Below are 26343 nucleotides of genomic sequence, written 5' to 3' on the forward strand. Positions count from 1 at the left end.
CGCCAGCATGACCGACGACAAGCGCGACACCCTGATCGCCAAGGTGAAGCGCTCGGGCGGCCGCGGCGACCGATCGCCGCTCGGCACCTGGTTCTGGGACATCGACCGGATGCTCCTGCTGCTCACCCTGTTCCTGATCGCGATCGGGCTGGTGGCGGTGGCGGCAGCGAGCCCTGCCACCGCTGTCCGCTATTCGGGCGAGCATCACAAATTCACTGCGCTCTATTACTTCTGGCGCCAGCTGATCTGGGTCGGCATCTCGCTGCCCGTGCTGTTCGGCGTATCGATGCTGCCGGTGCCGCTCGCCCGCCGGCTCGCACTGATCGGCGCTGCGGTGCTGATCGTCTGCCTCGCGCTCACGCCCTTCGTCGGCAACAGCATCAACGGCGCGCGGCGCTGGATCGGCTATGGCTTCGCCTCGTTCCAGCCGTCCGAGTTTCTGAAACCGCTCTTCATCGTCACGGTCGCCTGGCTGCTGTCGCTGAAGGCGAAGGACCCGACGCTGCCGACCGTGCTCATCACCGGCGCGATGACCGGGCTGATCGCGCTGCTGCTGATGATGCAGCCCGATTTCGGGCAGACGGTGATCTTCTGCACCGTATGGATGGCACTGCTGATGATCGCCGGCACGCCGATGCGCGTGCTGGGCGGAATCATCGCGATGGTGCCGGTCGGCCTCGTCTGCGCGTACATGTTCTACAGCACCGCCCGCAACCGCATCGACGCCTTCCTGTTCCCGAGCGTCGAGGGCGAGGGCGCGAGCGATCACTTCCAAACCAACGCCGCGCACGCGACCATTACCAGCGGCGGCTGGACCGGCACCGGCCCCGGCGGCGGCACCGTGAAGTTCGGCCTGCCCGAAGCGCACACCGATTACATCTATTCGGTGATCGGCGAGGAATTCGGCCTGATAGCCTGCGCGATCATCGCGCTCGTCTTCCTGGCGATCGTCGTGCGCGTGTTCGTCAAGCTGCTGGACGAGCAGGACGAATTCAAGCTGCTCGCCGCCAGTGGCCTCGCCGTGCAGTTCGGCGCGCAGGCGTTGGTATCGATGGCGGTCAACACCGGCCTCGCGCCGTCCAAGGGTATGACGCTGCCGTTCATCAGCTATGGCGGGTCGTCGATGATCGCGCTGTCGATCGGCATGGGGTTGCTGCTTGCCTTCACCCGGCGCAATCCGTTCCTGACGCGCAGTCCGTATGTGGTGAGATGGGGTTCGAATTGAGCAAGCATTACGTCCTGGCAGCCGGTGGCACGGGCGGTCACATGGTCCCCGCCGCGGCGTTGGCGGAGGAGCTGACCCGGCGCGGCCACCGCGTCGCGCTGGTCAGCGATGCGCGCGGCGTGCGCTTCCCCGGCCTGTTCGAGAACGTCCAAACGCACGTCCTGCCCGCGGGCCGCTTCCAGGTGAAGAAGCCGCAGGGCTGGGCAAGCGCGGTGCGCGAGATGCTGCGCGGCAGGGCGATGGCCCGCGAATTGTACCGCACGTTCAAGCCCGCCGCGGTGATCGGCTTCGGCGGCTATCCCGCGTTCCCGGCGCTGCTCGCAGCCTTCGCGGAGAAGATTCCGACTGCCGTCCACGAACAGAATGCCGTCCTCGGCCGCGTCAACCGCGTCGTCGCCGGCAAGGTCGATGCGATCGCGACCTCGTACAAGACGACCGAACGGCTGGCGGCGAAGCACGAACACAAGGTCCACCTCGTCGGCAATCCGGTGCGCGACGCGGTGCTCGCTTTGCGTGCGAAACCCTATCCGCTGCTGGAAGAGGACGGCATCTTCCGCGTCCTCGTCACCGGCGGCAGCCAGGGCGCGAGCATCCTCAGCCAGGTCGTGCCCGACGGCCTCGCGATGCTGCCCGTCACCTTCCGCCGCCGTCTGCAGGTGACGCATCAGGCGCGGATCGAGGATATCGACGCGGTGCGCGCGCAATATGCCGAGCATCAGATCCCGGCCGAACTCGCCACCTATCTGCCCGACATGCCTGAGCAATTGGCCTGGGCGCACCTCGTCATCGCCCGCGCCGGTGCTTCGACGATCGCGGAGCTGACCGCGGCGGGGCGGCCCGCGATCCTCGTGCCGCTGCCCGGCGCAACCGACGACCACCAGACCGCGAACGCGCGCGAGATCACCAAGGCGGGCGGCGCGCGCACCATCCCGCAGCCCGAATTCACCGCCGTGGAGCTTGCCAAGCAGATGCAGAAACTGGGCCTCGACCCCGCGGCACTGGAAAATGCCGCCGCGCGCGCGAAGAGCGTCGGCCGCCCGACCGCGGTCAGCGACCTCGCCGATCTGGTCGAAAGCCTCGACGCGCCGCTCTCGCGCCTCCCCGTCGGCGTGCCAGTGAAGGCGAAGGCGGTGACCGCATGATCCGCGGCGTCGCAACCGACATCGGACCGATCCACTTCGTCGGCATCGGCGGCATCGGCATGTCCGGTATTGCCGAGGTGATGAAGAACCTCGGCTATACCGTGCAGGGCTCCGACGTCGCCGAAGGCTATGTCGTGCAGGGTCTGCGCGACAAGGGCATCGCGGTGACGATCGGCCATGCCGCCGAGAACGTGGCGGACGCCGCCGTTGTCGTCACCTCCACCGCGATCACCCGCACCAATCCGGAGGTCGAGGCGGCGCTGGAACGGCGCATCCCCGTCGTCCGCCGCGCCGAGATGCTCGCCGAGCTGATGCGCCTCAAGTCGACCGTCGCGGTGGCCGGCACGCATGGCAAGACGACGACGACCAGCATGGTCGCGGCGCTGCTCGATGCGGGCGGCGTCGACCCCACCGTCATCAACGGCGGCATCATCAACAGCTACGGCAGCAACGCACGCCTCGGCGCGAGCGACTGGATGGTGGTCGAGGCCGACGAGAGCGACGGCAGCTTCCTGCGCCTCGACGGCACGATCGCGGTCGTCACCAACATCGATCCCGAACACCTCGACCATTACGGCAGCTTCGACGGCGTGAAGGACGCCTTCGTCGAATTCGTCGAAAACGTGCCCTTCTACGGCGCGGCGCTTCTGTGCCTCGACCACCCGGAGGTCCAGAACATCCTGCCGCGCGTGCGCGACCGGCGCGTCGTGACCTACGGCTTCTCCGCACAGGCCGACGTCCGCGGCGTCAACGTCACCCCGGTGCCGGGCGGTAACCGCTTCGAATGCATCGTGCGCGAGCGGGACGGCACCAGCCGCTCGATCGAGAATATCGAGCTGCCGATGCCCGGCCGCCACAACGTCCAGAACGCGCTCGCGGCGATCGGCGTGGCGCTGGAACTCGGCATTCCCGACGAGACGATCCAGCGCGGCTTTTCCGCGTTCGGGGGCGTCAAGCGCCGCTTCACGCACGTCGGCGAGGTGGCGATGGAGGACGGCAACGTCACGATCATCGACGATTACGGCCACCACCCGGTCGAAATCCGTGCCGTGCTCGCCGCCGCCCGCGAGGGCGCGGAGGGCCGCGTCATCGCCGTCGTCCAGCCGCACCGCTATTCCCGCCTCGGTAGCCTGATGGAAGAGTTCCAGACCGCGTTCAACGACGCCGACCGCGTGCTCGTGACTCCAGTCTATGCCGCGGGCGAGGCGCCCGTCGAGGGCGTCGATGCGCAGGCCTTGGTCGAGGGATTGAAGCGCCGCGGCCACCGCTCCGCCGCGACCGTCGCGGATGCCGATGCGCTCGCCGACGAACTCGCCGCGACCGTGCAGCCCAACGACATGGTCGTCTGCCTGGGTGCGGGCGACATCACCAAATGGGCGGCGGGCCTCGCCGCCGCGATCGGAGCGCGGCGATGACCGACTGGTTCGATGCAGGCCTGAAGCTCCAGAAGCAGATGCTCGACGCGCAGCGCCAGGCGCTGGAAGCCGGCGGCCACGCGGTCGATGCCGGCGCCGCGATGGTCGAGGCGCAGGAGGCGACGCGCAAGGCGGCCGAGGCGAACCTCGCCGCCTTCCAGGCGTGGACGCGAATCTGGGGCGTCGGGCCTTGGTGACCGCACTGCCCCCGGTCCGTGGACGCCTGACGCAGGGCGCCGCGCTGGCGCCGCTCGTCTGGTTCAAGGCGGGGGGCAAGGCCCAGTGGCTGTTCGAGCCGAAGGACGCCGACGACCTGTGCGAATTCCTCGCCGCACTCGACCCGGCGGTGCCAGTGATGGCGCTGGGGCTGGGGTCGAACCTGATCGTCCGCGACGGCGGCGTGCCGGGCGTGGTGGTGCGGCTCGGCAAGGCCTTCGCGCAAGTCGAGCGGCTCGACGACGTCACCCTGCGCTGTGGCGGGGGAGCGAGCGGTATCCTCGTCTCTTCGACCGCGCGCGATGCGGGCATCGGCGGCGTCGAATTCCTGCGCTCGATCCCCGGCACGGTCGGCGGCTTCGTGCGGATGAACGGCGGCGCCTATGGCCGCGAGGTCAAGGACGTGCTGGTCGAGGCGGACGTCGTGTTGCGCTCCGGCGAACGCGTGACGCTGGGCCTCGCCGATCTTGGCTACACCTATCGTCACAGCGCGCTGCCCGACGGCGCGGTCGTCGTATCCGCGACCTTCCGTGGGGAACCCGCCGAGCCGGCAATGATCCAGGCGGAAATGGACCGCATCGCCGCCGCGCGCGAGGCATCGCAGCCGCTCCGGTCGAAGACCGGTGGCTCGACGTTCAAGAACCCCGACGGGCACAAGGCATGGGCGCTGGTCGATGCCGCCGGCTGCCGGGGCTTGCGGCGTGGTGACGCTCAGGTATCTGAGAAACATTGTAATTTCCTGCTCAACCTCGGCTCGGCGAGCAGCGCCGATATCGAGGGCTTGGGCGAAGAGGTGCGGGACAAGGTGAAGGCGCAGTCGGGCGTGACGTTGGAATGGGAAATTCAGCGCGTGGGAGTGGCGGCGTGAGCGGCGCGATCCAGTTCCTCCCCCGCCAGGGGGAGGGGGACCGCTCGGCGTCAGCCGAGTGGTGGGGGGGGAGGACGGCAGTGTCCTCTCCGCTGTTCCGTGTCCTCCCCCTCCGTCATGCTGCGCATGCCACCTCCCCCTTGCGGGGGAGGAATTGATGCACATCGCGGTCCTCATGGGCGGCTGGTCCGCCGAACGCCCCGTATCGCTCCTGTCGGGCAACGGTTGCGCCGATGCGCTCGAGGCGAACGGCCACCGCGTCACCCGCATCGACATGGGCCGCGACGTCGCCGCGCGCCTTGCCGCGGCGCAGCCCGATCTCGTCTTCAATGCGCTGCACGGATCGCCCGGCGAGGACGGCAGCGTGCAGGGCATGCTCGACCTGATGGGCATCCCCTATACGCATTCGGGTCTCGCCACCTCGGTCATCGCGATCGACAAGGTGCTGACCAAGCAGGTACTCGTCCCCGCCGGCATCCCCATGCCCGGCGGCCGCATCGTCAAGTCCGCCGACATCCACGAGCGCGATCCGTTGCAGCGCCCCTATGTCCTGAAACCCATCAACGAAGGTTCGTCGGTCGGCGTCGCGATCGTCACCGATGACGGCAATTACGGCAATCCGATCGGCCGCGACGTGGCTGGCCCTTGGGCCGAGTTCGACGAACTGCTCGCCGAACCCTATGTCCGCGGCCGCGAGCTGACGACCGCCGTGCTGGGGGAACGCGCGCTCGGCGTCACCGAATTGAAGCCCAAGAACGGCTGGTACGATTTCGACGCCAAATACACCGATGGCCTGACCGAACACGTCTGCCCCGCCGACATCCCCGACGAGATCGCCGACGCCTGCAAGCGGCTCGCGCTGGAGGCGCATCGCCTGCTGGGGTGCAAGGGCGCCAGCCGCTCCGACTTCCGCTGGGACGACGAGCGCGGGGTCGACGGCCTGTTCCTGCTCGAGGTCAACACGCAGCCCGGCATGACGCCCTTGAGCCTCGTCCCCGAACAGGCGCGCCACATCGGCATGAGCTACGAACAGCTCGTCCAGGCGATCGTCGACGAGGCGCTCGCCGACGCGAAGGCTGCCGCGGGATGAGCCGCACGATCAAGCGCGGCCCGCCGCCCAAGCGCCCCGCTGCCCGGCGCAAACAGCCCGTCCGCAAGGTCGGGCTGTTCGAGCGTGCGATCGCCGCGCTGCCGGTCAGCGAGGAGACGATCCGCAAGGCGGCGACCTGGACGATCACCGGCGGCGGCATCGCCGTGGCGCTTGCCGCGCTGACCTGGATCGGCATTCCCGGCATGATCGGCACCGCCATCGCCGAAGGCGCGGGGCAGGCGGGCTTTCGCGTCGAGCAGATCGAGGTCACCGGCCTGAAGCGCATGGACCGGATGAGCGTCTATGCCGTCGCGCTCGACCAGCAGAGCCGCGCGATGCCGCTCGTCGATCTGGAGGCGGTGCGCCAGAAGCTGCTGCGCTATGGCTGGATCGCCGACGCGCATGTCTCGCGCCGGCTACCCGACACGCTGCTGATCGACATCGTCGAGCGCAGCCCGGCGGCGGTGTGGCAGGACAACGGCCAGCTGACGTTGATCGACAAGGACGGCGTGCTGCTGGAACCGGTGAAGCCCGATGCGATCCCTGATTTGCCGCTGGTGATCGGCCCCGGCGCGGACCGTCAGGAGGCAGGCTATCAGGCGCTGCTCGCCGCGGCTCCCGCGCTCAAGCCCCGCGTCAAGGCGGCGACCTGGATCGGCAACCGCCGCTGGGACCTGACCTTCGACAGCGGCGAGACGCTGGCGCTGCCCGAAGACGGCGCGCCCGCAGCCTTGCTCAAATTCGCCGAGCTCGACGGCGCGCGGCCCCTTTTGGGGCGCGGCTGGATGCGGTTCGACATGCGCGATCCGAGCAAGCTCGTCGCGCGCAAGCCCGGCGCCAGCATGGCGCATGACGTGCCCGATCCCAGTGAGATCGCGGCACCGGCGGGTACACAGACCGATACCGGTGCGGGAAACGCCGGCGATCGACACGCGGCAGACGCGCACACGGGGGCCGAGGGATAATGGCGAAAGTAGCACCGGAAGGACTCATCACCGCGCTCGACATCGGCTCGTCCAAGGTGTCGGCGATGATCGCGCAAAAGGGTGACGGCGGCGAGTTGATCGTGCTCGGCACCGGCCAGCGCGAAAGCCGCGGCGTCAAGCGCGGCTATATCGCCGACATGGGCGCCACCGAAGCCGCGGTGCGCGAGGCGGTGGAGCAGGCCGAACGCATCGCCGGCATCAATATCGAGAACGTCTGGGTCGGCTTCTCCGCCGGCGGTCTCGTCAGCGACGTCGCCGAGGTCGAGTTCGAACTGGGCGGCCATCGCGTCGAACAGCAGGATATCGACGCCTTGCTCGCGGCGGGGCGCAATTCGATCGATCCGCAAGGCCGGATGGTGCTGCACGCGCAGCCCGCGCTCTACACGCTCGACGGCCTCACGGGCGTTAAGAAGCCGCTGGGGCTTCATGCCGATCGCCTGGGTGTCCACATCCACGTCGTCGCCGCAGACGGCTCGCCGGTGCGCAACCTCGATCTGTGCGTCCGCTCGGCGCATCTGGAAGTGAAGTCGATCATCGCCGCGCCCGTGGCGACCGGTCTTGCCTGCCTCAGCGACGAAGAGCGCGAACTGGGCGTCGCGCTGGTCGAGATGGGGGCGGGGATCACCAACGTCTCGCTGTTCGCGGGCGGCATGCTGGTCGGCCTGTGCTCGATCCCGATGGGTGGCCAGGACATTACCGACGATATCGCCAGCGCCTTCGGCACCCGCCGTGCGCAGGCCGAGCGGATGAAGTGCTTCCACGGATCGGCCAATGCTAGCCCGCGTGACAATCATGAGATGATCCCGGTGATGCCGATCGCCGCCGAAGACGACGTCCATGGCGGCATGCAGATCACCAAGGCGCAGCTGATCGGCGTTGTCCGCCAGCGGCTGGAGCATCAGATGGACGAGATCCGCAAGTCGCTCGCCCAGCTCAAGTTCGAAGGGCCCGTGGGGCGGCAGGTCGTGCTGACCGGCGGCGGTGCGGAGCTGAAGGGCATCGCCGATTATGCGCAGCAGGCGCTTGGCCGCTCGGTGCGTATCGGCCGGCCGCGCGGGCTGACCGCGCTGCCGGAGGCGCATGGCGGGCCGGCGTTCGCGACGCTGGCGGGCCTTGCCTTCTACGCAGCATCCGATCCGATTGATCTGCGCGGGGTGGCACCCCAGCAAACCACCGTTCATCGCCAGCGTGGCATGGGCATGGTCCGCAAGCTGATTCAGGCGGCGCGGGCAAATTATTAAGCGCCGATGACCTTTCGCGCTGTTTTCCTATGGAAGAGCGTGAATCGTTGAGGCAAAAGGTTAATCAGGGTCCCGGCGCGCAATTCCGGACAGGGGCGGAGAAAGTTTAGGCCATGAGCATCGAATTCATCACTCCCGAGGTCGACGAACTGACCCCCCGTATCGCCGTGATCGGCGTGGGCGGCGCGGGTGGCAACGCCATCGCCAACATGATGCGTGCCGACGTGCAGGGCGTCGACTTCCTGGTCGCGAACACCGACGCGCAGGCGCTGAAGTCGTCGATCGCGCCGCAGCGCATCCAGCTGGGTGCGAAGATCACGCAAGGGTTGGGCGCCGGCTCGCGGCCGGAAATCGGCCGTGCCGCGGCGGAAGAGACGATCGACGATCTCGCCAAGCGTCTGGAAGGCGCGCACATGTGCTTCATCGCCGCCGGCATGGGCGGCGGGACCGGCACCGGCGCCGCGCCCGTCATCGCCAAGGCCGCGCGCGACATGGGCATCCTGACCGTCGGCGTCGTCACCAAGCCGTTCAGCTTCGAAGGCAACCGTCGCGCCAAGAGCGCCGATGGCGGCATCGAGGAACTGCAGAAGTATGTCGATACGCTGATCGTCATCCCCAACCAGAACCTCTTCCTGATCGCCAACGCGAACACGACCTTCAAGGAAGCGTTCGAGATGGCGGACGAGGTGCTGCAGCAGGGTGTGCGCGGCATCACCGACCTCATGGTCATGCCCGGCCTGATCAACCTCGACTTCGCCGACGTCCGCAGCGTGATGCAGGAAATGGGCAAGGCGATGATGGGCACCGGCGAAGCGTCCGGCGACAACCGCGCGCTCGAGGCGGCGCAAAAGGCGATCGCCAATCCGCTCCTCGACGGCGTGTCGATGCAGGGTGCCAAGGGCGTCATCATCTCGATCACCGGCGGCGACGACATGCGCCTGCTCGAAGTCGACGAGGCGGCGAACCACATTCGCGATCTGGTCGATCCCGACGCGAACATCATCTGGGGCTCGGCGTTCAACCCGGAACTCGAAGGCCGCATCCGCGTGTCGGTCGTCGCGACCGGCATCGATTCGGACGCCAAGCCCGGCCTCGCCGCCCCCGCGGCCGAACCGACCAAGTCGTTCAGCTTCGGCATGGGCCGCAAGACCGACGACAGCACCTCCTTCCGTCCCAGCGCGACCACGTCGGCGCCGGTGAGCGCGCCGGAACCCGCGCCGGCCCCGGCTGCCGCGCCGTCGCCGTCGGTGTCGTTCACCGCGCCGACGGCCGCCCAGCCGGCCCCGCAGGCCGCGCCGCTCGATCTCCAGCCGACGCAGGCGGTACAGCCCTCCGCGCCTGCCGCCGCGGACGACGAACTGGTACTGGGCGCCGAAACGATGGTCCCGCCGACGCCCAAGACCTATGGCGAAGAGCCTGCCGCGCCGGCTCAGGCTCCCGCCGGCCGCCGCTCGTGGATCGCGCCCGGCAGCGACGCGGCCCCCGCGGACGCTGCCCCGCAGCCGCGCGTGAAGTTGGGCGGCACGCTGTTCGAACGCATGTCGAACGCCGCCCGCGGCCCGGCGCGCGACGACAGCGACGGCGATTCGAAGGAACCGCTCGACCTGCCGCGCTTCCTGCACCGCCAGAACAACCAGTAATTGGATCGGGGCGACCGCTCGCCCCATCCAACCCGTCACCCCGGAGCAAGTCCGGGGTGACGTGGTACTTGGGGCAAGCCGCGCCGGTTCCCAAACTGACGGTTCGCAGGGCTTCCGACCCGCTCCATCAATCATGCACGCCACCGGCAGATGAAGTAAGGGCATCGTCCGGACTGCCACGTCCTAAGGCCCTGTAACCGATTGGCGCGTACCGCTCGCCCCTTTCCTCCGTCACCCCGGACTTGTTCCGGGGTCCACCGGGCCGCAAGGGCAACGCTGGAGCCTCCAGCCATCCCTCGCCGCACAGTGGACCCCGGACCAAGTCCGGGGTGACGTGGTGCTTGAGGCAAACGTCATGGCCTCCCGACCGGCTATGCGTGCGCCCCAGGCAATGCCGGTCCCAAGCGCGCGCCTTCCACACCCCCGCCACCGCGTCCCATTCCGAACCACCCAACCCGCATTCGTCGCCGGCGCGTCTCGCTTCACCGCGCCGCCGGGCGCCGGACATTGCCGGTTCAGCCGGTTCCGGCTTTAGCGTGATGGTATCTCATGCGTGTCATCGTCCCCGCTTTGTTGGCGTCCGCGGCCCTGCTGCTGGCATCCGTCCCGGCCGCATCCTTGGCGCAGGAGGTCGTGCAGCCGCTGCCCGGCACCACCGACGCGGATCGGCTCGCCGAACAGATGCGGGCGCTCGCCGCCAATCCTCGCGATCTGAACGCGCTGGTCGCGGCGGCCGACCTGTCGCTGTCGCTGGGCGACCTAAGCGGCGCGGCGTCGCTGTATGCGCGCGCCGAAAAGGTCTCGCCGAACGATCCCCGCATCAAGGCCGGCGAGGGCGCGATCCTGGTCCGGTCGGAACGGCCCGGCGAGGCGTTGCGCTATTTCGCGCAGGCCGAGGCGGCGGGATATGATGTGCGCCGTTATGCCGGCGATCGCGGCCTCGCCTACGATCTGATCGGCCAGCCGGAGCGGGCGCAGCGCGATTATCGGCTGGCGATGCAGGCCGGCGCGAATGACGAGGTCATCCAGCGTTACGCTTTGTCGCTCGGCATCGTCGGCCAGCGCGACGCGGCGTTGCAGCTGCTCGATCCCCTGGTCCGCAAGCAGGATCGCAGCGCATGGCGGACGCGCGCCTTCGTCCTGGCGATGACCGGCGACCAGCCCGGCGCGGAAAAGATCGTCACGACGATGCTGCCGCAGGGCATGGCGCAGGGGCTGCTGCCCTTCTTCCAGCGCCTGCCGGCGCTGTCGCCTGCCGATCGCGCCTTCGCCGTCCATTTCGGGGAGGTCCACGCCTCGCCCGAACGGATCGCCGACGCCCGCCTCGCGCCCGTCCTGCCGCAGCTCGCGCCTGAACGGCCGCCGGTGGCGCTGGCGGCCGTTCGGACGCCGACGCGTCCCATCGATCGCGAAACGCGCCGCGGACGGACTACACGCGAGACCAAGCAGCCGACTGTCGCGCTGGCGGCCAACACGCCGCCCGTCGCCACGCCCGCCGGCGCTCCGTCCTACCAGGCGGTGACCGCGGCCCTCGCGCGCGTTCAGCCGGTGCCCGCCGCCACCAGTCCCGCCCCCGTGACGCAGGCAAGCACGACGGCGATGGTGCAGCCCTTGCCGTCGCGCGCGCCTGCCGCGCCGGTGGCGACCCCGACCACCGCCTCCGCCGCGAATGTCGCGATCGCCAGCGCGATTACGCGCCCGGTGGTCACGCCCACACCGGCCACGGCAAACCCGGTGGCCGCCACCGCAACGCCGCAACAGCCCGTCGTCACGGCAGCGGCGGCCACGCCAACGCCCATGACGGCCAATCCGGCGACGGCGACTCCCACTCGGCCGGCAGCCGTCAGCACGACGGTGGCATCCACGCCAGCGACCGCGGTCGTGCAGCCGCTCCCCGCGACCCGCCCGGCCGAGGTCGCGACCGCGACACCCATCGTGTCCGTACCCCCGGCCAAGCCCGACAGCGATTCGGTGCTCGCACGCATCGTCGCCAGCCTCTCGATCCCCGCGTCCGAACTCGGCGTGACCGAGCCGGTCCGCGCCGCACCCGTTCCCGCCACCGCCGACGACTCCGCCGCCCGCGTGCTCGCCGAGGCGAAGGCCAAGGAGGAACGCGACGCCGCCGCCGAAAAGGCGCTCGCGCTGAAGGCCGCCGCCGACAAGCGCGCTGCCGACCGCAAGGCGCTTGCCGACAAGAAGGCGCTCGCCGCCAAGAAGCTCGCCGACGAGAAAGCCGCCGCCGCCAAGAAGGAAGCGGCCGAGAAGAAGCTGGCCGAAGCGAAGGAAGCCGCCGAGGCCAAGAAGCTCGCCCGCGCCAATCCGTCGCGCATCTGGGTACAGGTGGCGGGCGGCGCGAACGAGGACGATCTGCCGAAGGCCTGGGCGGCGGCCAAGGCCAAGGCACCCGCGCTCGCCGGCAAGAGCGGCTGGAAGACGCCGCTGCGCGCCACCAACCGCGTGCTGACCGGCCCTTTCAAGACCGATGCAGAGGCGCGCAGCTTCGTCAACCAGCTGACCAAGCAGGGGATCGGCGCCTTTACCTTCACTAGCGACGCGGGACAGGTGGTGGAGCGGCTGTCGGCGAAGTAAGGCCGGCGGCATGACCGCCATCGCCCCCTGGGCTTCCCATCCCGCCGCCAGCCGTGGCCGCCTCCATCCCGAAGGGGAGGGGACGGCGCGCGGCCCCCGCGACGATTTCCAGCGCGACCGCGACCGCATCATCCATTCGATCAGCTTCCGCCGCCTGCGCCACAAGACGCAGGTGTTCATGGCCCCGGATGGCGATCATTTCCGCGTCCGCCTGACGCACAGCCTGGAGGTCGCGCAGATCGGCCGCACGATCGCGCGCGTGCTCGGCCTCAACGAGGATCTGACCGAGGCGTTATGCCTCGCACATGACATCGGCCACCCGCCCTTCGGCCATGCCGGTGAGGATGCGCTGAAGGCGGCGCTCGCCGACGCGGGCGGCTTCGATCACAACGGCCACACGCTGCGCACGCTGACGCATATCGAACGGCCCTATCCACGCTTCGACGGACTCAATCTGACGTGGGAGATGCTGGAGGGGCTGGCCAAGCACAATGGCCCTGTCCGCCATCCCGGTTGGGCGCTGCGCGAGGCGGACGACGCTTTCCCGCTCGACCTGACCAGCCACGCCAGCCTGGAAGCGCAGGTCGCGGCGATCGCCGACGATATCGCTTACGACAACCACGACATCGACGACGGCCTGCGCGCCGGGCTGCTGACGCTCGATCAGCTGCTCGCGGTGCCGATCGTCGCGCGCGGCTGGGATGCGGCGCGTGCGCGCTTCCCCGACATCGCGCCGCGCCGGCTGGCGCATGAACTGGTGCGCAGCCAGATCGGCACGATGGTCAACGACCTGATCGAGGAAACGCGCCGGCGCATCGGCGCGTCGGGCGTCGCCACTGTCGACGACGTGCGCGCGGCGGGCCAGGCGCTATGCGGCTTTTCGCCCGCGATGCGCGAGCAGGAGCGCGATCTCAAACGTTTCATGTACGCCAATCTCTATCACCACCCGCGCCAGCTCGCGGCGGCGGACGCCGCGCATGGCATCGTCCGCGGCCTGTTCGCCGCCTATCGCGACGATCCGGCCACGATGAGCCCCGAATGGGCCGCCGACGTGCCGACGGAAGAGCCCGCCCGCAGTCGCCACATCGCCGACTTCATCGCCGGCATGACCGACCGCTACGCCATCGCGCGCTACCGCGAGCTGGTCGGTGACATCGACCTGCCCGAAGGGTTCTGAGGCGCAGGCCGGGCACCCCATCCGTCACCTAGATCCGTCATCCCAGCGCAGGCTGGGATCTCCCGGTGACGGCGCGATGCAAGAGCCGCGAAAGACCCCAGCCTGCGCTGGGGTGACGTCCGTGCGCGCGCAGTACACCCGTCCCACCAATCGGCACACTTCTGCGACAAACCTCGATTATGCCCACTCTTACGAGGTGGAGTGAGTCGTGATGTCGGACGCTGCCGTAGCGATGAACCGGTTCGGCTTGGGGGCCACGCGGGGGCAGGAGCCGCCACGCAATCCCAAGCGCTGGCTGCTCGACCAGGTCGACGCCTATCAGCCCGCTACGCCCGTGCTGGCCACCGCCCCGACCAGCGCCGCGGTGGCGGAGGATATCGCCGCTTATCAAGCCGAACAGCGGGCGATCCGTCAGGCCGCTATGGCCAAGCAGGGCGCTCCCGCCGCCGCGGTGGTGGCGACGCCGCCACCCGGTCCGGCGATGACGCCGCTGACCGCCAACATGGCGGCCACCGTCATGGCTCCCCCATCGCCCGCGCAGGAAAAACGCAGCGCGCAGCAGGTCGCGCGACAGGATGCCCGGCGGCTCGCGCAGGACGATTACACCAACCTCGTCGGCCTGCGCACCGCCTCCGCGCTCACCACGCAGACGCCCTTCGCCGAACGGCTGGTGCATTTCTGGTCGAACCATTTCGCCACCTCGGCCGACAAGCTCGAACTGATCGGCCTTGCCGGCACGCTGGAGAATGAGGCGATCCGCCCGCACGTCATGGGCCGCTTCGCCGACATGCTGTTCGCGGTCGAGCGGCATCCGGCGATGCTGATCTACCTCGATCAGGCGGTGTCGATCGGCCCCGACAGCCCTCTTGGGCTGCGTGCCAAGGGCCGCCGCCGTTCCGGCCTCAACGAAAACCTCGCGCGCGAGATCATGGAGCTGCACACGCTCGGCGTGCGCACCGGTTATACCCAGGCGGACGTGACCGAATTCGCGCGCGCGATGACCGGCTGGACGGTTGGCGGGATCGGCGGCGGCCCGGCGGCGCGCTTCGTCGCCGATCGGCCGGTGGGTAGCTTCGCCTTCGTGCCGCAGGTGCATCAACCGGGCATTCGGACGATCATGGGCAAGGCGTACGGGCAGGACGGCGAGGCGCAGGCGTCGGCGGTGTTGACCGATTTGTCGGTGCATCCTGCGACCGCACGCCATATCGCGACCAAGCTTGCCCGCCATTTCGCCGGTGACAATCCGCCCCCCGCGATGGTCGCGCGGCTCGAAAAGGCGTTCCTGTCGTCGCGCGGCGATCTGCCTACGGTCTATCGCGCACTGATCGCCTCGCCCGAAGCCTGGGCGCCGGCCCCGGCCAAGTTCAAGACGCCGTGGGAATGGAGCGTCTCCAGCTATCGCGCGCTCGGGGCCGCGGAGGTGCCGGCGAAGGCGATGCAGGGCCTGCTCGACCAATTGGGCCAGCCGATGTGGAAGCCGGGTCAGCCGATCGGTTACGACGATACCGCCGCCAGCTGGGCGGCGCCCGATGCGGTGCTGCGCCGGGTGGAGGCGGCACAGCGCTTCGCCTCTAAGGCGCCGCCCTCGATCGACGCCCGCGCGCTCGCGCCGCAGCTGTTTCCCGCCGCGCTGTCGCCGATGACCGCCCAGGCGCTGTCCCGTGCCGAAAGCCCGACGCAGGCGCTCGCGCTGCTGCTCGTCTCGCCCGAAATGATGCGGAGGTAATCCCATGGACCGTCGTGCCTTCCTCGCCCGCAGCGGCCTCGGCTTGCTCGGCACCTTCGCCCCCCGAATCGCCTTCGCCAAAGCGGCAACGGCCAAGCGCTTCGTCTTCATCATCCAGCGCGGCGCCGCTGATGGCCTGGGCACGATCGGCGCAGTCGGCGATCCGGCCTTCGTCGGCGCGCGCGGCGATCTCGCCGCCGATGTCGCCAACGGCACGAAGCTCGACGCGATGTTCGCGCTCCATCCGGCGATGACGACCGCGGCGGCGCTGTACGGCAAGGGGCAGGCGCTGTTCGCGCACGCCGTCGCCTCGCCCTACCGTGATCGGTCGCATTTCGACGGGCAGAACGTGTTGGAGACGGGCGGCACCGGCGCCTACCAGCTGAAGGACGGCTGGATGAACCGGCTGCTCGGGATCGTGCCGACCGACGATGCCAAGGCGATCGCCGTCGCCGCCACCGTGCCGATGGCATTGCGCGGCGCGCGCGAGGTGGCCAGCTACGCGCCATCGTCGCTCCCCGATGCGTCGGGTGACCTGATGGCGCGGGTGACGCAGCTCTATCGCGGCGACGACCAGCTCCACCGCCTGTGGGGCGAGGCGATGCAGACGCGCGCGCTGACCGACGATCTGGCCAAGGACAATGGCCGCAACGCCGCCGCCACCGGCGCGCTCGCCGCGCGGCTGCTCGCCCCCGCCAATGGCGCGCGGATCGCGACGATCGAAACCGGCGGGTGGGACACGCATGCCGGCCAGCGCGGCCGGCTGGCGCAGCAGTTGAAGGGGCTCGATGCGATGCTCGCCGCGCTCCAGACGGGACTCGGTCCGGTGTGGGATGACACGTTGGTCCTCGTCGCGACCGAATTCGGCCGCACCGTCGCGGTCAACGGCACCGGCGGCACCGATCATGGCACCGGCACCGCCACGATGCTGTTCGGCGGCGCGGTAAAGGGCGGCCGCGTCCTCGCCGACTGGCCCGGCCTCGCCACCGCCAACCTGTACGAAGCGCGCGACCTGAAACCGACCACGCAGCTCGATGCGCTGATCGGCGGCGCGGTGGCGGATCACTTCGCCGTCGATCCCGCCCGCGCGATGACCGCGCTCTTCCCGGCAAGCCAGCGCACCGCGGCGATCGGCGGATTGCTGCGCGTTTGATCGAGTGTGGGAGGGTGTGTGGCGTAACCCGCTAAGTACGAAGTTTAATCGAGCGGCTCTGTCCTGCAGGGCAAGTTTCTGCCTCATCGCCCACGCCGTCACCCGAGCGCAGGCTATGGTCTCACACGGCTCGTTCTCACTGTCTCGCAACCGCAAACGATAACCCCGGATCGTTTCGCCCAAGGTGTTCCTGTTGTCTATGTTCGGGCGATTTGAACCCACCCCCGTCTTGCGGTAGAGCGCGGCGCTTTCGCCGAACGGACGCTCATGACGCTTTACACCCGCTTTGCCGCGCATGTCGCCGCGGCCCTCGATACCCTGGTCGCCGCCGGCACGCTGCCCGCCGATCTCGACCGCCGCAACGTGACGGTCGAGCCGCCGCGCGACGTGACGCATGGCGACCTCGCCACCAACGCCGCGATGGTGCTTGCGAAGCCCGCGAAGACCAACCCGCGTGCGCTCGCCGAAGCGCTGGCGGCCGAACTTGGCACGCTGGACGAAGTGGCGGAAGCGACCGTCGCCGGCCCCGGCTTCATCAACCTGCGCCTGACCGACGCGGCGTGGCGCGACGAACTGACCCAGATCGCGGCGGCGGGCGACGATTACGGCCGCTCGACCAGCGGCAAGGGCGTGCGCGTCAACGTCGAATATGTCTCGGCCAACCCGACTGGCCCGATGCACATGGGCCATTGCCGCGGCGCGGTGGTCGGCGATGCGCTCGCCAGCCTGCTCGAATTCGCCGGCCACGATGTGATCCGCGAATATTACGTCAACGACGCCGGCGGCCAGGTCGACGTGCTCGCCCGCTCGGCGCACCTGCGCTACCGCGAGGCGCTGGGCGAAGACGTCGGCGCGATCCCCGAAGGCCTCTATCCGGGCGACTATCTGGTCCCGGTCGGCAAGGCGCTCGCCGACGAATTTGGTGACCGCTATGCGTCGGCGCCGGAAGGCGAATGGCTCGCGCTGTTCCGCACCCGCGCGGTCGCGGCAATGCTGGTCATGATCAAGGAGGATCTCGCCCTCCTCGGTATCCACCACGACCTGTTCTCGTCGGAGGCGGAATTGCAGGCGGCGGGCAAGCCCGAAGCCGCCGAAGCATGGCTGCGCGATCACGACCTGGTTTACGACGGCGTGCTCGAAGCCCCCAAGGGCGAAACCCCCGAGGATTGGGAGCCTGTCGAGCTGCCCCTGTTCCGCTCGACGCAATTCGGCGACGATCAGGATCGCCCGATCAAGAAGTCGAACGGCCAGTGGACGTACTTCGGCGCCGACCTCGCCTATCATTTCCAGAAGAGCCAGTCGGCCGACCAGCTGATCGACATCTGGGGCGCCGATCATGCCGGCACCGTCAAGCGCATCCAGGCCGCGGTCGCCGCGCTGACCGAGGGCGAGACGCGCTTCGACGTCAAGCTTGTCCAGATGGTCCGCCTGCTGCGCGGCGGCGAGCCGGTGAAGATGTCGAAGCGCGCCGGCAATTTCGTGACGCTCGCCGACGTCGTGCGCGAAGTCGGCAAGGACGTCGTCCGCTTCACGATGCTGACCCGGCGGTCGGACGCGCAGATGGACTTCGACTTCGCCAAGGTGGTCGAGGCGTCGAAGGACAATCCGGTCTTCTACGTCCAATACGCCCACGCCCGCGTCGCCTCGCTCCATCGCCGCGCCGACGAAGCGGGGATCGCGGCCGAGGGTGCCGACCTGTCCCGGCTTGATACGGAAGAGCTGGCGCTGGTGAAGCTGGCGGCGCAATTCCCGCGTATCGTCGAAACCGCCGCGACGGCACGCGAGCCGCACAGAATCGCCTTTTATCTGTATGACTTAGCTGCTTCGTTCCATGCCCTGTGGAACGTCGGCAACGACCGTCCTGAGCGGCGTTTCCTGGTGGTCGAGGATCATGATGCCACGCGTGCGCGTCTCGCCTTGGCGAGCGCCATTGCACAGATTATTCGTAATGGCCTCAGCATCATGGGTGTTGTCGCGGTTTCGGAGATGAAGTGATGACGGACGGTCTGGACCTGCGCGACGAGGAGCGGCTGCCCTGGCTCGAAACGGTCGAGCCGGACGAGGAGCGCGGCGCACCTATCGGCAAGGTGCTCGCATTGGTCGTACTGGGCTTGGCCGTACTCGCCGCGATCATCTTCGGCATCTACAAGTTGCAGAACCGCGCCACCCCCGACGGCGATCTGATCGCCGCGCAGGAGGGTGATTATAAGGTCAAGCCCGACGATCCCGGCGGCCTGAAGGTGAAGGGCGAGGGCAATGCCGCCATCGCGACCAGCGCCGGCAAGGCGGGCAACGGGTCGATCGACTTGAGCGCGGTGCCCGAAAAGCCGATCGACGGGCATCGTGTCGCGCCGACCGCCAAGCCCAGCGGTACGGGCGGTGCCAATGCGGTGGCGCAGGTGCCGGCTTCGGGCGGTCGCCTTGTCGCGGCACAGCCGGTGAGCGCGCAGCGTAGCGCGGCGGCGGGCCCGGCGGCCAGCGGCTCGCTGGTCCAGCTCGGCGCCTATCCCAGCGAGGCGGCGGCGAACACGGCATGGACCGGCTTTTCCAAGCGGTTCAGCTATCTCGCGCCGCTCGGCAAATCGGTCCAGTCGGTCGCGATCGGCGGCCGCACGCTATACCGCCTGCGCGTGAATGCGGGCAGCGCCAATCAGGCGGCGGACATCTGCGGCCGCCTGCGCGTCGCCGGCGAAAGCTGTTTCGTCGCCAGCTGAGGCGTGATGCGGTGGCGCGGCGCTCGCATATTGGCGGCGTCCGCGCTAACCGGTCCGGCATGAAGCCCGTCATCTTTGGCATCGCCGGCCTAGAGCTCTCCCCCGACGAACGCGCCTTTTTCACCGAGGCGGAGCCCGCCGGCTACATCCTGTTCAAGCGCAACATCGCGACCCGCGAACAGGTGCGGGCGCTGACTGATTCGCTGCGGGCGCTGTCGGGCAACGATCGCCTGCCGATCCTGATCGATCAGGAAGGCGGCCGTGTCGCGCGGATGGGGCCGCCCGAATGGCCGTCGTTCCCTGCCGGTCCGGCCTTCGCCAAATTGTACGACGTTGCACCCATGTCGGCGATCCAGGCGATGCGCGCCAACGGGCAGGCGTTGGGCCTGATGCTGGCAGAAGTCGGCATCACCGTCGATTGCGCGCCCATTCTCGACATCGCTCAGCCCGATACGACCGAGGCGATCAGTTGCCGGACCTATGGCGCCGAGCCGATGCAGGTCGCCGCCTTGGGGCGTGCGATGCTGGAGGGGCTGGCGGCCGGTGGGGTCGTCGGCGTCGTGAAGCATATGCCGGGCCATGGCCGCGCGGTGGTGGACAGCCACCATCTGCTCCCCACAGTCAGCGCGTCGGCCGAGGCACTGGAGGCGGACCTCGAACCGTTCCGCACGCTGCGTCATGCGCCGATGGGCATGACCTCCCACATCGTGTTCGAGGCTTGGGATGCCGAGCGCCCGGCGACGCTCTCCCCGACCATCGTCAACGATGTGATCCGCGGGATGATCGGCTTCGACGGACTGCTCATGACCGACGACATCGACATGAAGGCGCTGTCGGGCACCGCAGGCGAAAAGGCGGCAGGCGCGATCGCGGCGGGATGCGACCTCGTTCTCGACTGCTGGGCGCGGATGGACGAGATGATCGAGATTGCCGGGCGGCTGGGGTCGATCAACGACGCGTCACGCGCGCGGCTGGACACGGCGATGGCGAGCGTCGGTGCGCCCGAGGGCGAATTCACGGAGCTGGTCGCACGACGCGACGCCTTCCTCGCGCTGGCCTGACGGCGGATCGGTGGCGCAACCCGAACAGCTGACGCTCGACCTCGAGGGCTGGGAAGGGCCGCTCGATCTGCTGCTGACGCTGGCGCGATCGCAAAAGGTCGATCTACGCAGCATTTCGATCCTGGCGCTGGTCGAGCAATATCTGCGCTACATCCACCAACGGCAGTCGGTGCAGCTGGAAGTCGCGGCGGATTACCTCGTGATGGCGGCATGGCTGGCGTATCTGAAATCCGCGCTGCTCCTGCCGCGCCAGGCGGAGGACGAAGCGGACCCCGAGGAACTGGCGCTGCGGCTGCAACTACGCCTCGAACGGCTGCAGGCGATGCGCGAGGCGGGCGCGCGACTGATGGCGCGCGACCGGCTGGGCCGTGACGTTTTCGTGCGTGCCGCGCCGGAGGGGCTGCGAACGATCCGCCATGCGCAATGGCAGGCGGAAATCTATGACCTGATCGCAGCCTACGGCCGGGTCAGTGCGCGAACGCGGCCCGTGATGCATGTCGTCGCCGATCGCGAGGTGATGACGCTCGAGGCGGCGCTGGAGCGCGTGGCGCGCCTCGTCGGCGAGCGGCTCGACTGGTCGATGCTCGAGAGTTTCCTGCCGGAAGGGTCGGGGCGGTTGCGCAAGTCGGCGCTCGCCTCGTCGTTCCTGGCCGCGCTGGAGCTCGCCAAGCAGGGGCGCGTCGAACTCCGCCAGCAGGCCGCGTTCGCGACGCTCTACGTCCGGGCGCTGACATGACGCCACCGGACGATGGCGCGCGGGCGGTGGAGGCGTTGCTGTTCGCCGCCGCCGAACCGTTGGGAATCGATACGATCCGTGCGCATGTCGGCGGCATCGACGTGCGCGCGGCGCTGGCCCGGCTGGAGCAGGACTATGCGGGGCGGGGCATTACGCTGGTCCACCGCGGTGGGCGCTGGCATTTCCAGACCGCGCCCGATCTGGCGCACCTGCTTCGCCGCGACCGCGACGAGTCGCGCCGCCTCAGCCGTGCAGCGACCGAGACGCTGGCGATCATCGCCTATCACGAGCCCGTCACGCGCGCCGAGATCGAGGCGATCCGCGGCGTGCAGACCGCCAAGGGCACGCTCGACGTGCTGATGGAGGCAGGCTGGGTGCGCCCCGCGGGTCGCCGCGAGGTGCCGGGGCGACCGCTGATGTTCGCGACGACGCCCGGTTTCCTCGCGCATTTCGGGCTTTCCAGCCGACGTGATCTGCCGGGCATCGACGACCTGCGCGCCGCCGGCTTGCTCGACCCCGTCGATCTTGCACTGGAGGAAGCTTTGGAGGTGGCAAAGGACGATGAGAGCGACTAGATAGTTGGGCATTCTAGGAGATATGCCATGGGCAGCTTCAGCCCGATCCATCTGCTCGTCCTCGCCGTCGTCGCGATCCTGCTGCTCGGTGGCGGGCGGTTCTCGAACCTGATGGGCGACGTCGCCAAGGGTGTGAAGAACTTCAAGAAGGGCATGGCAGAGGACGACGACGCGGCCGCCAAGCCTGCCGCGCGCATCGAGGCGCAGAAGACTGCCGACCCCGCGTTCGATCGCGACGGTAACCGCATCCGCGACGAACAGCGTTGATCCGCGTCGCCCGATAGTATCCGGCGTCCATGTTCAACATCGATTCGAGCGAGTTCCTGCTGGTCGCGATCGTGGCGCTTGTCGTGATCGGGCCGAAGGACCTGCCAAAGGCGATGCGCGTCGTCGGCTATTGGGTCGGCAAGGCGCGCGGCGTCTCGCGCCAATTTCGGCAGGGCTTCGACAATATGGTCCGTGAGGCGGAACTGGCCGAGATGGAAAAGCGCTGGGCCGCCGAAAATGCGCGGATCATGGCGGAGCATCCGATGACCTCGGATGCAGAGTCCGAGGCGGCCGCGGGTGTCTCGCCCGCGCCGACGCCTGCCGGGCAGCATGAGGTCCAGCATGACGAGGCAGAGCCGGTTATGGTGGAAAAGCCGGTGGTTGCCCCGGCGCCCGAGCATAAACCCGCCCCACAGTCCGACGTTACGCCGTCATGAGTGACGTGGAAGACGAGATCGACGCCAGCCGCGCGCCCCTGCTCGATCACCTGATCGAACTGCGCCGTCGCCTGCTCTATTGCATCGTCGCGATCGTGCTGGCCTTCGGCGTCAGCTATTTCTTTGCCGAGAACATTTTCGCCTTCCTCGTCCAGCCGCTGCTGGCCGTGGGGCAGAAGACGCTGATCTATACGCAGATCTTCGAAGCGTTCTTCGTCAAGGTAAAGGTCGCCTTCTTCGCGGCAATGATGATCGCCTTTCCGGTGATCGCCAATCAGTTGTGGCAGTTCGTCGCGCCGGGCCTGTACCGTAAGGAAAAGCGCGCGTTGCTGCCGTTCCTGCTCGCGACACCAGTGCTGTTTATCGCCGGCGCGGCGCTCGCTTATTATATGGCGATCCCGATGGCGCTGCATTTCCTGCTGGGCTTCCAGGGAAACATCGGCGGCGTGCAGCAGGAGGCATTGCCGGGCATCGGCTACTACCTGTCGTTCGTGATGCAGTTTCTGTTCGCCTTCGGTCTCGCCTTCCTGCTGCCGGTGTTGCTGATGCTGCTGGAGCGCGCGGGTATCGTGACGCGCAAGCAGCTGATCGGCGCGCGCCGCTATGCCATCGTTGCGGCAACGGCGATCGCGGCGGTGCTGACGCCGCCCGACCTGATGAGCCAGGTGTTGCTCGCGGTGCCGCTGATCCTGCTCTATGAACTCGCCATCATCGGTATCTGGTTCACCGAGCGTCGCCGCAGCAAGGATACCGGCACCGATATCGTCGAGGCATAGGAAAAGGGCCTCCGCTCATCGAGGAGCGAAGACCCTGCGCAGCCGGGTGAGGCTGAGCCCGAAGGCTTACTTGGACTTGTCGGCCGTCTTGGCGACCGTCTGGCCCGCCGAGCTGACGTCCTTGCCGACGCCTTCCACCGTGTTGCACGCGCTGACCATGAGCGCGCCCGCGACGACGGCGAAACCGAAAACCTTGCGCATAAAACCTCCTGAACGTGATGGCCCGAGAACAATGATCGGTCGGGCCATTCGTTCCGGCTCCGCAACTGAGCGGGCAGGGAGACGAAAGTTTTCCGGCTGGAAATGAGTAAGGCCCGAAAGCATCACCGGGGGGGGGGAGGGTGGATGCTTCCGGGCCTATGTCGTGGATCGCGAGAGCGGGGGGCATAAGGTCGCGATCCGCAGTGCATAACCCGGCCGACGGACCACGGTTCCACGCCGGGTGGCGAATTTTTACGAATCTTTATCGTCGATAAGCCGTCAATCGCGGCCCATCACGGCGATCGCGATTTCATAGGCGCCGGTCATCGGATCGTGGTGCAGGGGCGCGCGCAGCTGCCGCGAAAGGCCCTCGATCACGCGGCCGTAGCGGGTCGACAGCAACGTCTCTAGGCGTTCGCTTTCCACGAAGGCGCGCGAGACGACGCGCAGCTTTGCTTTCTTATCGTCCTCGCCGGGTTTGACTGCGACCCGGACCTGGGCGGCGGCATCGCAATTCATCGCCAATTCAATCGTCTCGGTGACGAGGAAGGCAACGGCGACGGCGACGTCCTGGTTCACAAGATAGGGATCGACATCCAGTACGATCGACAGGCTGGTGGCCCCTTCCGGTGCGGTCGCGCGGATATTGGAGGCGAGTTCGCCGATCACCGATCGCAGGTTGAGGCCGCGATTGTCCTCCATCTCGGCGAAATGGTTGCGGTGGACCACTGCGAGCGCATCGACGCGGCGCTGGATGGAGGCATAGGCTGCTGTCGCATCAGGACTGGGTGCGCCGCGGGCGTGAAAGTTGATCAGGCTGGAAATGACCTGAAGATTATTCTTCACGCGATGGTGAACTTCGCGCGTCAGCTTGGTCTGACGCACCACCGCCTCCGCCAGGCCGGCCTCGTGCAGCGCGACCGTGCGGCTGATCGCGCGGAAGGTGTCGCCCAATTCGCGGATCTCTTGGGCGGGGAGGGGGCCTAGCTTGCCCGGATCGATGACCTCACCAGGCGTGTAGGCAGCGACACTTGCGCGGAGCACGCGCAGCGGCCGGATCAGCAGCCGGTCGACGATGAACCACGACAAGCCTGCCGCAGCGGCCCACATCAGCAGGGGCAGCATCAGTGCCACGAGGAAGGACGAGGTGATCGGTGCGCTGCGGATGCTGGTGCGCAACGCCAGGCCGCCGAGGCCCAGATCGGTCTGTACCGTCTCGACCCGGTCGAACGCCCCAAGGTCAGGAATGCGCGAGAGGGTCAGCGTTTCGTCGTCATGCACCAGCGCGCTCGCGAGCGGCATCGCCCGCGTGCCGGGGGCCGCAAGTTGCGTCAGAAAGGCTTTGGGGAAGAAGACGCGCGCCGAGGGACCATGGCGCAAGCCCGGCAGTGACAGGATCAGGCCGCGATCGGGTATGATCGCCGCGCCGACCGGGGTGCTGGTATCCAGCGCGACATTGGCATCGAACGGTTCGCCGCACAGCAACCGGCCATTGCGATCGACGATCGAGAAGCGCGTGCCGATCGTCGATTGCTGCGCGAACACTCCCTGCGCACGGGCGCAGCTGGGCGCGTCACCGGCGTCGGCCTGCAGTGCGGTGACGGCGACGCGCAAGGCGGTCATGTCGCCGACAAGCTCGATGGCGATACTGCGCGCACTTTCGTTGGCGGCGATGCGCAGCCGGGCGCGCGCCTCTGCGTCCGCGGTCCGGCCGGTCTGCAATGTCGCACCGATCGCAATCAAAGCGAGCAGCAGCAGCGCGACGCTGAGCGTGATGAAGAGCTTGGCGCCAGTCGGCAGGCGCGACAGCATGGACATGGGGGCCATCGCCGTACGGCGCGGTAGAGAGGCTGCGTCGGGTTGGGAGGCCATGCCCCCTGCTAGGCGAGCTTGTTCAGCAGGTCGAGCATTTCGTCCGGCACCTGTTCCTCGATCGTCTTTTGATAGGCCGAGCGCAGGGCCGCGCCCATGTCGCGATCCTTGCTCTGAACCTTGGCAGGAGACTTCTTGGAAGACGCCTTCTTGTCCTTGTTGCCGGGCAAATCCAACATGTCCCCCTGGTGACCCGGCTGAACCCGGGCAGTCGACGCTACACGAACGGCCCCGCTTTGCAGGTGCGGTCTGGCCGTTCAAGTGGCGATGAAACCAAAGTCGCGTTCGTTGGTTCCATTGCAGCGCGAAAATTCCGCAGGTCCGAGGGGGCGGGTGGGTTCTTCGACAAACACCGTTGTAAAGGTACGGGCGCCCGCTCAGATGGGGTGCCCGTTCAGTATCTCAGGGAGTGAACACGACCCATGTCGCTTGGACAGCAACTCGCACCGCACCTTCCTTTCCTGCGGCGCTACGGCCGGGCCCTGACCGGCAGTCAGAATCAAGGCGACAAATACGTCCGTGCGACGCTGGAGGCGATCGTTGCGGCGCCGGACCAGTTCCCGCGCGACGTCGATCCGCGGCTTGGCCTGTATCGCATGTTCCAGGGTATCTGGGCGTCGGCCAATGCCGATGGTGAAGCGCAGACGTCGCAGAGCGATGCCGAGGGCACCGAAGCGGTGGCGCGCGCGCGCCTCGCTCGCATGACGCCGCTGTCGCGACAGGCGCTGCTGCTGACCGCGATGGAAGGCTTCTCGCCCGAGGACGCCGCCTATTTGATCGAAGTCGACACCAGCGAGGTGGAAACTCTGGTCGCCGAGGCGCTGGCCGAGATCGAGAAGCAGACGCGTGCGCGCGTGCTGATCATCGAGGATGAGCCGATCATCGCGATGGATATCGAGACGATCGTGCGTGATCTGGGCCATGAGGTGACCGGCGTTGCCGTCACCCGCGACGAAGCCGTTGCGCTGGCGATGGAGGATCGCCCCGGTCTGGTGCTGGCGGACATCCAGCTGGCCGACGACAGCTCGGGCATCGACGCGGTGAAGGATATCCTCGCCGAATTCGAAGTGCCGGTGATCTTCATCACGGCCTTCCCTGAGCGTCTGCTGACCGGCGAGCGGCCCGAGCCGACGTTCCTCATCACCAAGCCGTTCCAGCGGTCGACGGTGAAGGCGGCGATCAGTCAGGCGCTGTTCTTCGACGAAGCGACGGTGCCGACGGCGGTTGCGTGACGGC

At 68.2% G+C, this 26343-nt stretch carries 25 protein-coding genes; 22 read left to right on the plus strand and 3 right to left on the minus strand.

Going from position 1 to position 26343, the window contains the following annotated elements; translation table 11 throughout:
• Positions 1 to 7 precede the first annotated feature (7 nt).
• From GGR47_RS10060 to tatC, 21 genes are all read left to right on the plus strand, one after another.
• Positions 8 to 1225 carry an FtsW/RodA/SpoVE family cell cycle protein gene (locus GGR47_RS10060; RefSeq protein WP_020486562.1) on the plus strand — a complete coding sequence of 406 codons (1218 nt, stop codon included), beginning with the start codon at positions 8 to 10 and terminating at the stop codon, positions 1223 to 1225.
• Positions 1210 to 2367, plus strand: a complete 1158-nt coding sequence (gene murG, locus GGR47_RS10065; protein WP_147037093.1) for an undecaprenyldiphospho-muramoylpentapeptide beta-N-acetylglucosaminyltransferase — start codon at positions 1210 to 1212, stop codon at positions 2365 to 2367. The genes GGR47_RS10060 and murG overlap by 16 nt, the downstream gene beginning before the upstream one ends.
• Positions 2367 to 3782 (plus strand): UDP-N-acetylmuramate--L-alanine ligase, encoded by a 1416-nt coding sequence (murC, locus tag GGR47_RS10070; protein WP_183949541.1) that lies wholly within the window; start codon positions 2367 to 2369, stop codon positions 3780 to 3782. Before murG ends, murC begins: the two co-directional genes overlap by 1 nt.
• On the plus strand, positions 3779 to 3979 hold the full coding sequence (locus tag GGR47_RS10075; RefSeq protein WP_244305253.1) for a hypothetical protein: 201 nt from the start codon (positions 3779 to 3781) through the stop codon (positions 3977 to 3979). The genes murC and GGR47_RS10075 overlap by 4 nt, the downstream gene beginning before the upstream one ends.
• Positions 3976 to 4866 carry a UDP-N-acetylmuramate dehydrogenase gene (murB, locus tag GGR47_RS10080; protein WP_183949533.1) on the plus strand — a complete coding sequence of 297 codons (891 nt, stop codon included), beginning with the start codon at positions 3976 to 3978 and terminating at the stop codon, positions 4864 to 4866. The genes GGR47_RS10075 and murB overlap by 4 nt, the downstream gene beginning before the upstream one ends.
• A gap of 157 nt (positions 4867 to 5023) precedes the next feature.
• Positions 5024 to 5956, plus strand: a complete 933-nt coding sequence (locus tag GGR47_RS10085; RefSeq protein WP_063685813.1) for a D-alanine--D-alanine ligase — start codon at positions 5024 to 5026, stop codon at positions 5954 to 5956.
• Positions 5953 to 6921, plus strand: a complete 969-nt coding sequence (locus GGR47_RS10090) for a cell division protein FtsQ/DivIB (RefSeq protein WP_147037096.1) — start codon at positions 5953 to 5955, stop codon at positions 6919 to 6921. Before GGR47_RS10085 ends, GGR47_RS10090 begins: the two co-directional genes overlap by 4 nt.
• Positions 6921 to 8183, plus strand: coding sequence for a cell division protein FtsA (ftsA, locus tag GGR47_RS10095; RefSeq protein ID WP_017979577.1), 1263 nt, complete (start codon positions 6921 to 6923; stop codon positions 8181 to 8183). Before GGR47_RS10090 ends, ftsA begins: the two co-directional genes overlap by 1 nt.
• A gap of 113 nt (positions 8184 to 8296) precedes the next feature.
• Entirely contained in the window at positions 8297 to 9823 is a 1527-nt protein-coding gene (gene ftsZ / locus GGR47_RS10100; protein WP_183949534.1) for a cell division protein FtsZ, read from the plus strand.
• A 549-nt stretch (positions 9824 to 10372) separates the two neighbouring features.
• A complete protein-coding gene (locus tag GGR47_RS10105) occupies positions 10373 to 12412 on the plus strand; it encodes a tetratricopeptide repeat protein (RefSeq protein ID WP_147036682.1) in 2040 nt (679 codons plus the stop codon).
• 10 nt (positions 12413 to 12422) lie between these two features.
• Positions 12423 to 13589 (plus strand): deoxyguanosinetriphosphate triphosphohydrolase, encoded by a 1167-nt coding sequence (locus GGR47_RS10110; protein ID WP_147036683.1) that lies wholly within the window; start codon positions 12423 to 12425, stop codon positions 13587 to 13589.
• 211 nt (positions 13590 to 13800) lie between these two features.
• A complete protein-coding gene (locus GGR47_RS10115) occupies positions 13801 to 15315 on the plus strand; it encodes a DUF1800 domain-containing protein (protein WP_244305143.1) in 1515 nt (504 codons plus the stop codon).
• A gap of 4 nt (positions 15316 to 15319) precedes the next feature.
• Positions 15320 to 16468 (plus strand): DUF1501 domain-containing protein, encoded by a 1149-nt coding sequence (locus tag GGR47_RS10120; RefSeq protein WP_147036684.1) that lies wholly within the window; start codon positions 15320 to 15322, stop codon positions 16466 to 16468.
• 267 nt (positions 16469 to 16735) lie between these two features.
• On the plus strand, positions 16736 to 18463 hold the full coding sequence (gene argS, locus GGR47_RS10125) for an arginine--tRNA ligase (RefSeq protein WP_147036685.1): 1728 nt from the start codon (positions 16736 to 16738) through the stop codon (positions 18461 to 18463).
• Positions 18463 to 19182, plus strand: coding sequence for an SPOR domain-containing protein (locus tag GGR47_RS10130; RefSeq protein WP_017979570.1), 720 nt, complete (start codon positions 18463 to 18465; stop codon positions 19180 to 19182). Before argS ends, GGR47_RS10130 begins: the two co-directional genes overlap by 1 nt.
• Positions 19183 to 19241: 59 nt before the next feature.
• On the plus strand, positions 19242 to 20243 hold the full coding sequence (locus GGR47_RS10135) for a glycoside hydrolase family 3 N-terminal domain-containing protein (RefSeq protein ID WP_147036686.1): 1002 nt from the start codon (positions 19242 to 19244) through the stop codon (positions 20241 to 20243).
• Between the two features lie 10 nt (positions 20244 to 20253).
• Positions 20254 to 20979, plus strand: coding sequence for a segregation and condensation protein A (locus GGR47_RS10140; protein ID WP_147036687.1), 726 nt, complete (start codon positions 20254 to 20256; stop codon positions 20977 to 20979).
• The gene (gene scpB, locus GGR47_RS10145; protein WP_147036688.1) at positions 20976 to 21554 is read left to right on the plus strand and encodes an SMC-Scp complex subunit ScpB; all 579 of its coding nucleotides are present in this window, start codon (positions 20976 to 20978) and stop codon (positions 21552 to 21554) included. Before GGR47_RS10140 ends, scpB begins: the two co-directional genes overlap by 4 nt.
• Positions 21555 to 21581: 27 nt before the next feature.
• Positions 21582 to 21821, plus strand: a complete 240-nt coding sequence (locus tag GGR47_RS10150; protein WP_017979566.1) for a twin-arginine translocase TatA/TatE family subunit — start codon at positions 21582 to 21584, stop codon at positions 21819 to 21821.
• Positions 21822 to 21850: 29 nt separating this feature from the next.
• A complete protein-coding gene (gene tatB / locus GGR47_RS10155) occupies positions 21851 to 22258 on the plus strand; it encodes a Sec-independent protein translocase protein TatB (protein ID WP_017979565.1) in 408 nt (135 codons plus the stop codon).
• Complete coding sequence (gene tatC / locus GGR47_RS10160) at positions 22255 to 23034, plus strand: twin-arginine translocase subunit TatC (RefSeq protein WP_147036689.1); 780 nt, start codon at positions 22255 to 22257, stop codon at positions 23032 to 23034. Before tatB ends, tatC begins: the two co-directional genes overlap by 4 nt.
• A gap of 66 nt (positions 23035 to 23100) precedes the next feature.
• Here tatC and GGR47_RS10165 read toward each other — a convergent pair whose 3' ends face one another.
• From GGR47_RS10165 to GGR47_RS10175, 3 genes are all read right to left on the minus strand, one after another.
• Positions 23101 to 23235: an entericidin A/B family lipoprotein gene (locus GGR47_RS10165; RefSeq protein ID WP_147036690.1), complete on the minus strand. Its 135-nt coding sequence runs from the start codon at positions 23233 to 23235 to the stop codon at positions 23101 to 23103.
• 279 nt (positions 23236 to 23514) lie between these two features.
• Complete coding sequence (locus tag GGR47_RS10170; RefSeq protein ID WP_147036691.1) at positions 23515 to 25053, minus strand: sensor histidine kinase; 1539 nt, start codon at positions 25051 to 25053, stop codon at positions 23515 to 23517.
• A gap of 62 nt (positions 25054 to 25115) precedes the next feature.
• Positions 25116 to 25286, minus strand: a complete 171-nt coding sequence (locus GGR47_RS10175; protein ID WP_017979561.1) for a NepR family anti-sigma factor — start codon at positions 25284 to 25286, stop codon at positions 25116 to 25118.
• Between the two features lie 243 nt (positions 25287 to 25529).
• Between GGR47_RS10175 and GGR47_RS10180 the strand changes: the two genes are divergently transcribed.
• Entirely contained in the window at positions 25530 to 26339 is an 810-nt protein-coding gene (locus GGR47_RS10180; protein WP_043060725.1) for a response regulator, read from the plus strand.
• Positions 26340 to 26343 lie beyond the last annotated feature (4 nt).

Origin of the sequence: Sphingomonas aquatilis (assembly GCF_014196115.1) — a bacterium.
Taxonomy (GTDB): domain Bacteria; phylum Pseudomonadota; class Alphaproteobacteria; order Sphingomonadales; family Sphingomonadaceae; genus Sphingomonas; species Sphingomonas aquatilis.

Excerpts from the sequence above, each read along its gene's own strand:
- GGR47_RS10060 (WP_020486562.1), top strand. The coding sequence starts at position 8 with ATGACCGACGACAAGCGCGACACCCTGATCGCCAAGGTGAAGCGCTCG.
- murG (WP_147037093.1), top strand. The coding sequence starts at position 1,210 with ATGGGGTTCGAATTGAGCAAGCATTACGTCCTGGCAGCCGGTGGCACG.
- GGR47_RS10075 (WP_244305253.1), top strand. The coding sequence starts at position 3,779 with ATGACCGACTGGTTCGATGCAGGCCTGAAGCTCCAGAAGCAGATGCTC.
- GGR47_RS10085 (WP_063685813.1), top strand. The coding sequence starts at position 5,024 with ATGCACATCGCGGTCCTCATGGGCGGCTGGTCCGCCGAACGCCCCGTA.
- GGR47_RS10090 (WP_147037096.1), top strand. The coding sequence starts at position 5,953 with ATGAGCCGCACGATCAAGCGCGGCCCGCCGCCCAAGCGCCCCGCTGCC.
- ftsA (WP_017979577.1), top strand. The coding sequence starts at position 6,921 with ATGGCGAAAGTAGCACCGGAAGGACTCATCACCGCGCTCGACATCGGC.
- ftsZ (WP_183949534.1), top strand. The coding sequence starts at position 8,297 with ATGAGCATCGAATTCATCACTCCCGAGGTCGACGAACTGACCCCCCGT.
- GGR47_RS10105 (WP_147036682.1), top strand. The coding sequence starts at position 10,373 with ATGCGTGTCATCGTCCCCGCTTTGTTGGCGTCCGCGGCCCTGCTGCTG.
- GGR47_RS10110 (WP_147036683.1), top strand. The coding sequence starts at position 12,423 with ATGACCGCCATCGCCCCCTGGGCTTCCCATCCCGCCGCCAGCCGTGGC.
- GGR47_RS10115 (WP_244305143.1), top strand. The coding sequence starts at position 13,801 with ATGTCGGACGCTGCCGTAGCGATGAACCGGTTCGGCTTGGGGGCCACG.
- GGR47_RS10120 (WP_147036684.1), top strand. The coding sequence starts at position 15,320 with ATGGACCGTCGTGCCTTCCTCGCCCGCAGCGGCCTCGGCTTGCTCGGC.
- argS (WP_147036685.1), top strand. The coding sequence starts at position 16,736 with ATGACGCTTTACACCCGCTTTGCCGCGCATGTCGCCGCGGCCCTCGAT.
- GGR47_RS10130 (WP_017979570.1), top strand. The coding sequence starts at position 18,463 with ATGACGGACGGTCTGGACCTGCGCGACGAGGAGCGGCTGCCCTGGCTC.
- GGR47_RS10135 (WP_147036686.1), top strand. The coding sequence starts at position 19,242 with ATGAAGCCCGTCATCTTTGGCATCGCCGGCCTAGAGCTCTCCCCCGAC.
- scpB (WP_147036688.1), top strand. The coding sequence starts at position 20,976 with ATGACGCCACCGGACGATGGCGCGCGGGCGGTGGAGGCGTTGCTGTTC.
- GGR47_RS10150 (WP_017979566.1), top strand. The coding sequence starts at position 21,582 with ATGGGCAGCTTCAGCCCGATCCATCTGCTCGTCCTCGCCGTCGTCGCG.
- tatB (WP_017979565.1), top strand. The coding sequence starts at position 21,851 with ATGTTCAACATCGATTCGAGCGAGTTCCTGCTGGTCGCGATCGTGGCG.
- tatC (WP_147036689.1), top strand. The coding sequence starts at position 22,255 with ATGAGTGACGTGGAAGACGAGATCGACGCCAGCCGCGCGCCCCTGCTC.
- GGR47_RS10165 (WP_147036690.1), bottom strand. The coding sequence starts at position 23,235 with ATGCGCAAGGTTTTCGGTTTCGCCGTCGTCGCGGGCGCGCTCATGGTC.
- GGR47_RS10170 (WP_147036691.1), bottom strand. The coding sequence starts at position 25,053 with ATGTCCATGCTGTCGCGCCTGCCGACTGGCGCCAAGCTCTTCATCACG.
- GGR47_RS10175 (WP_017979561.1), bottom strand. The coding sequence starts at position 25,286 with ATGTTGGATTTGCCCGGCAACAAGGACAAGAAGGCGTCTTCCAAGAAG.
- GGR47_RS10180 (WP_043060725.1), top strand. The coding sequence starts at position 25,530 with ATGTCGCTTGGACAGCAACTCGCACCGCACCTTCCTTTCCTGCGGCGC.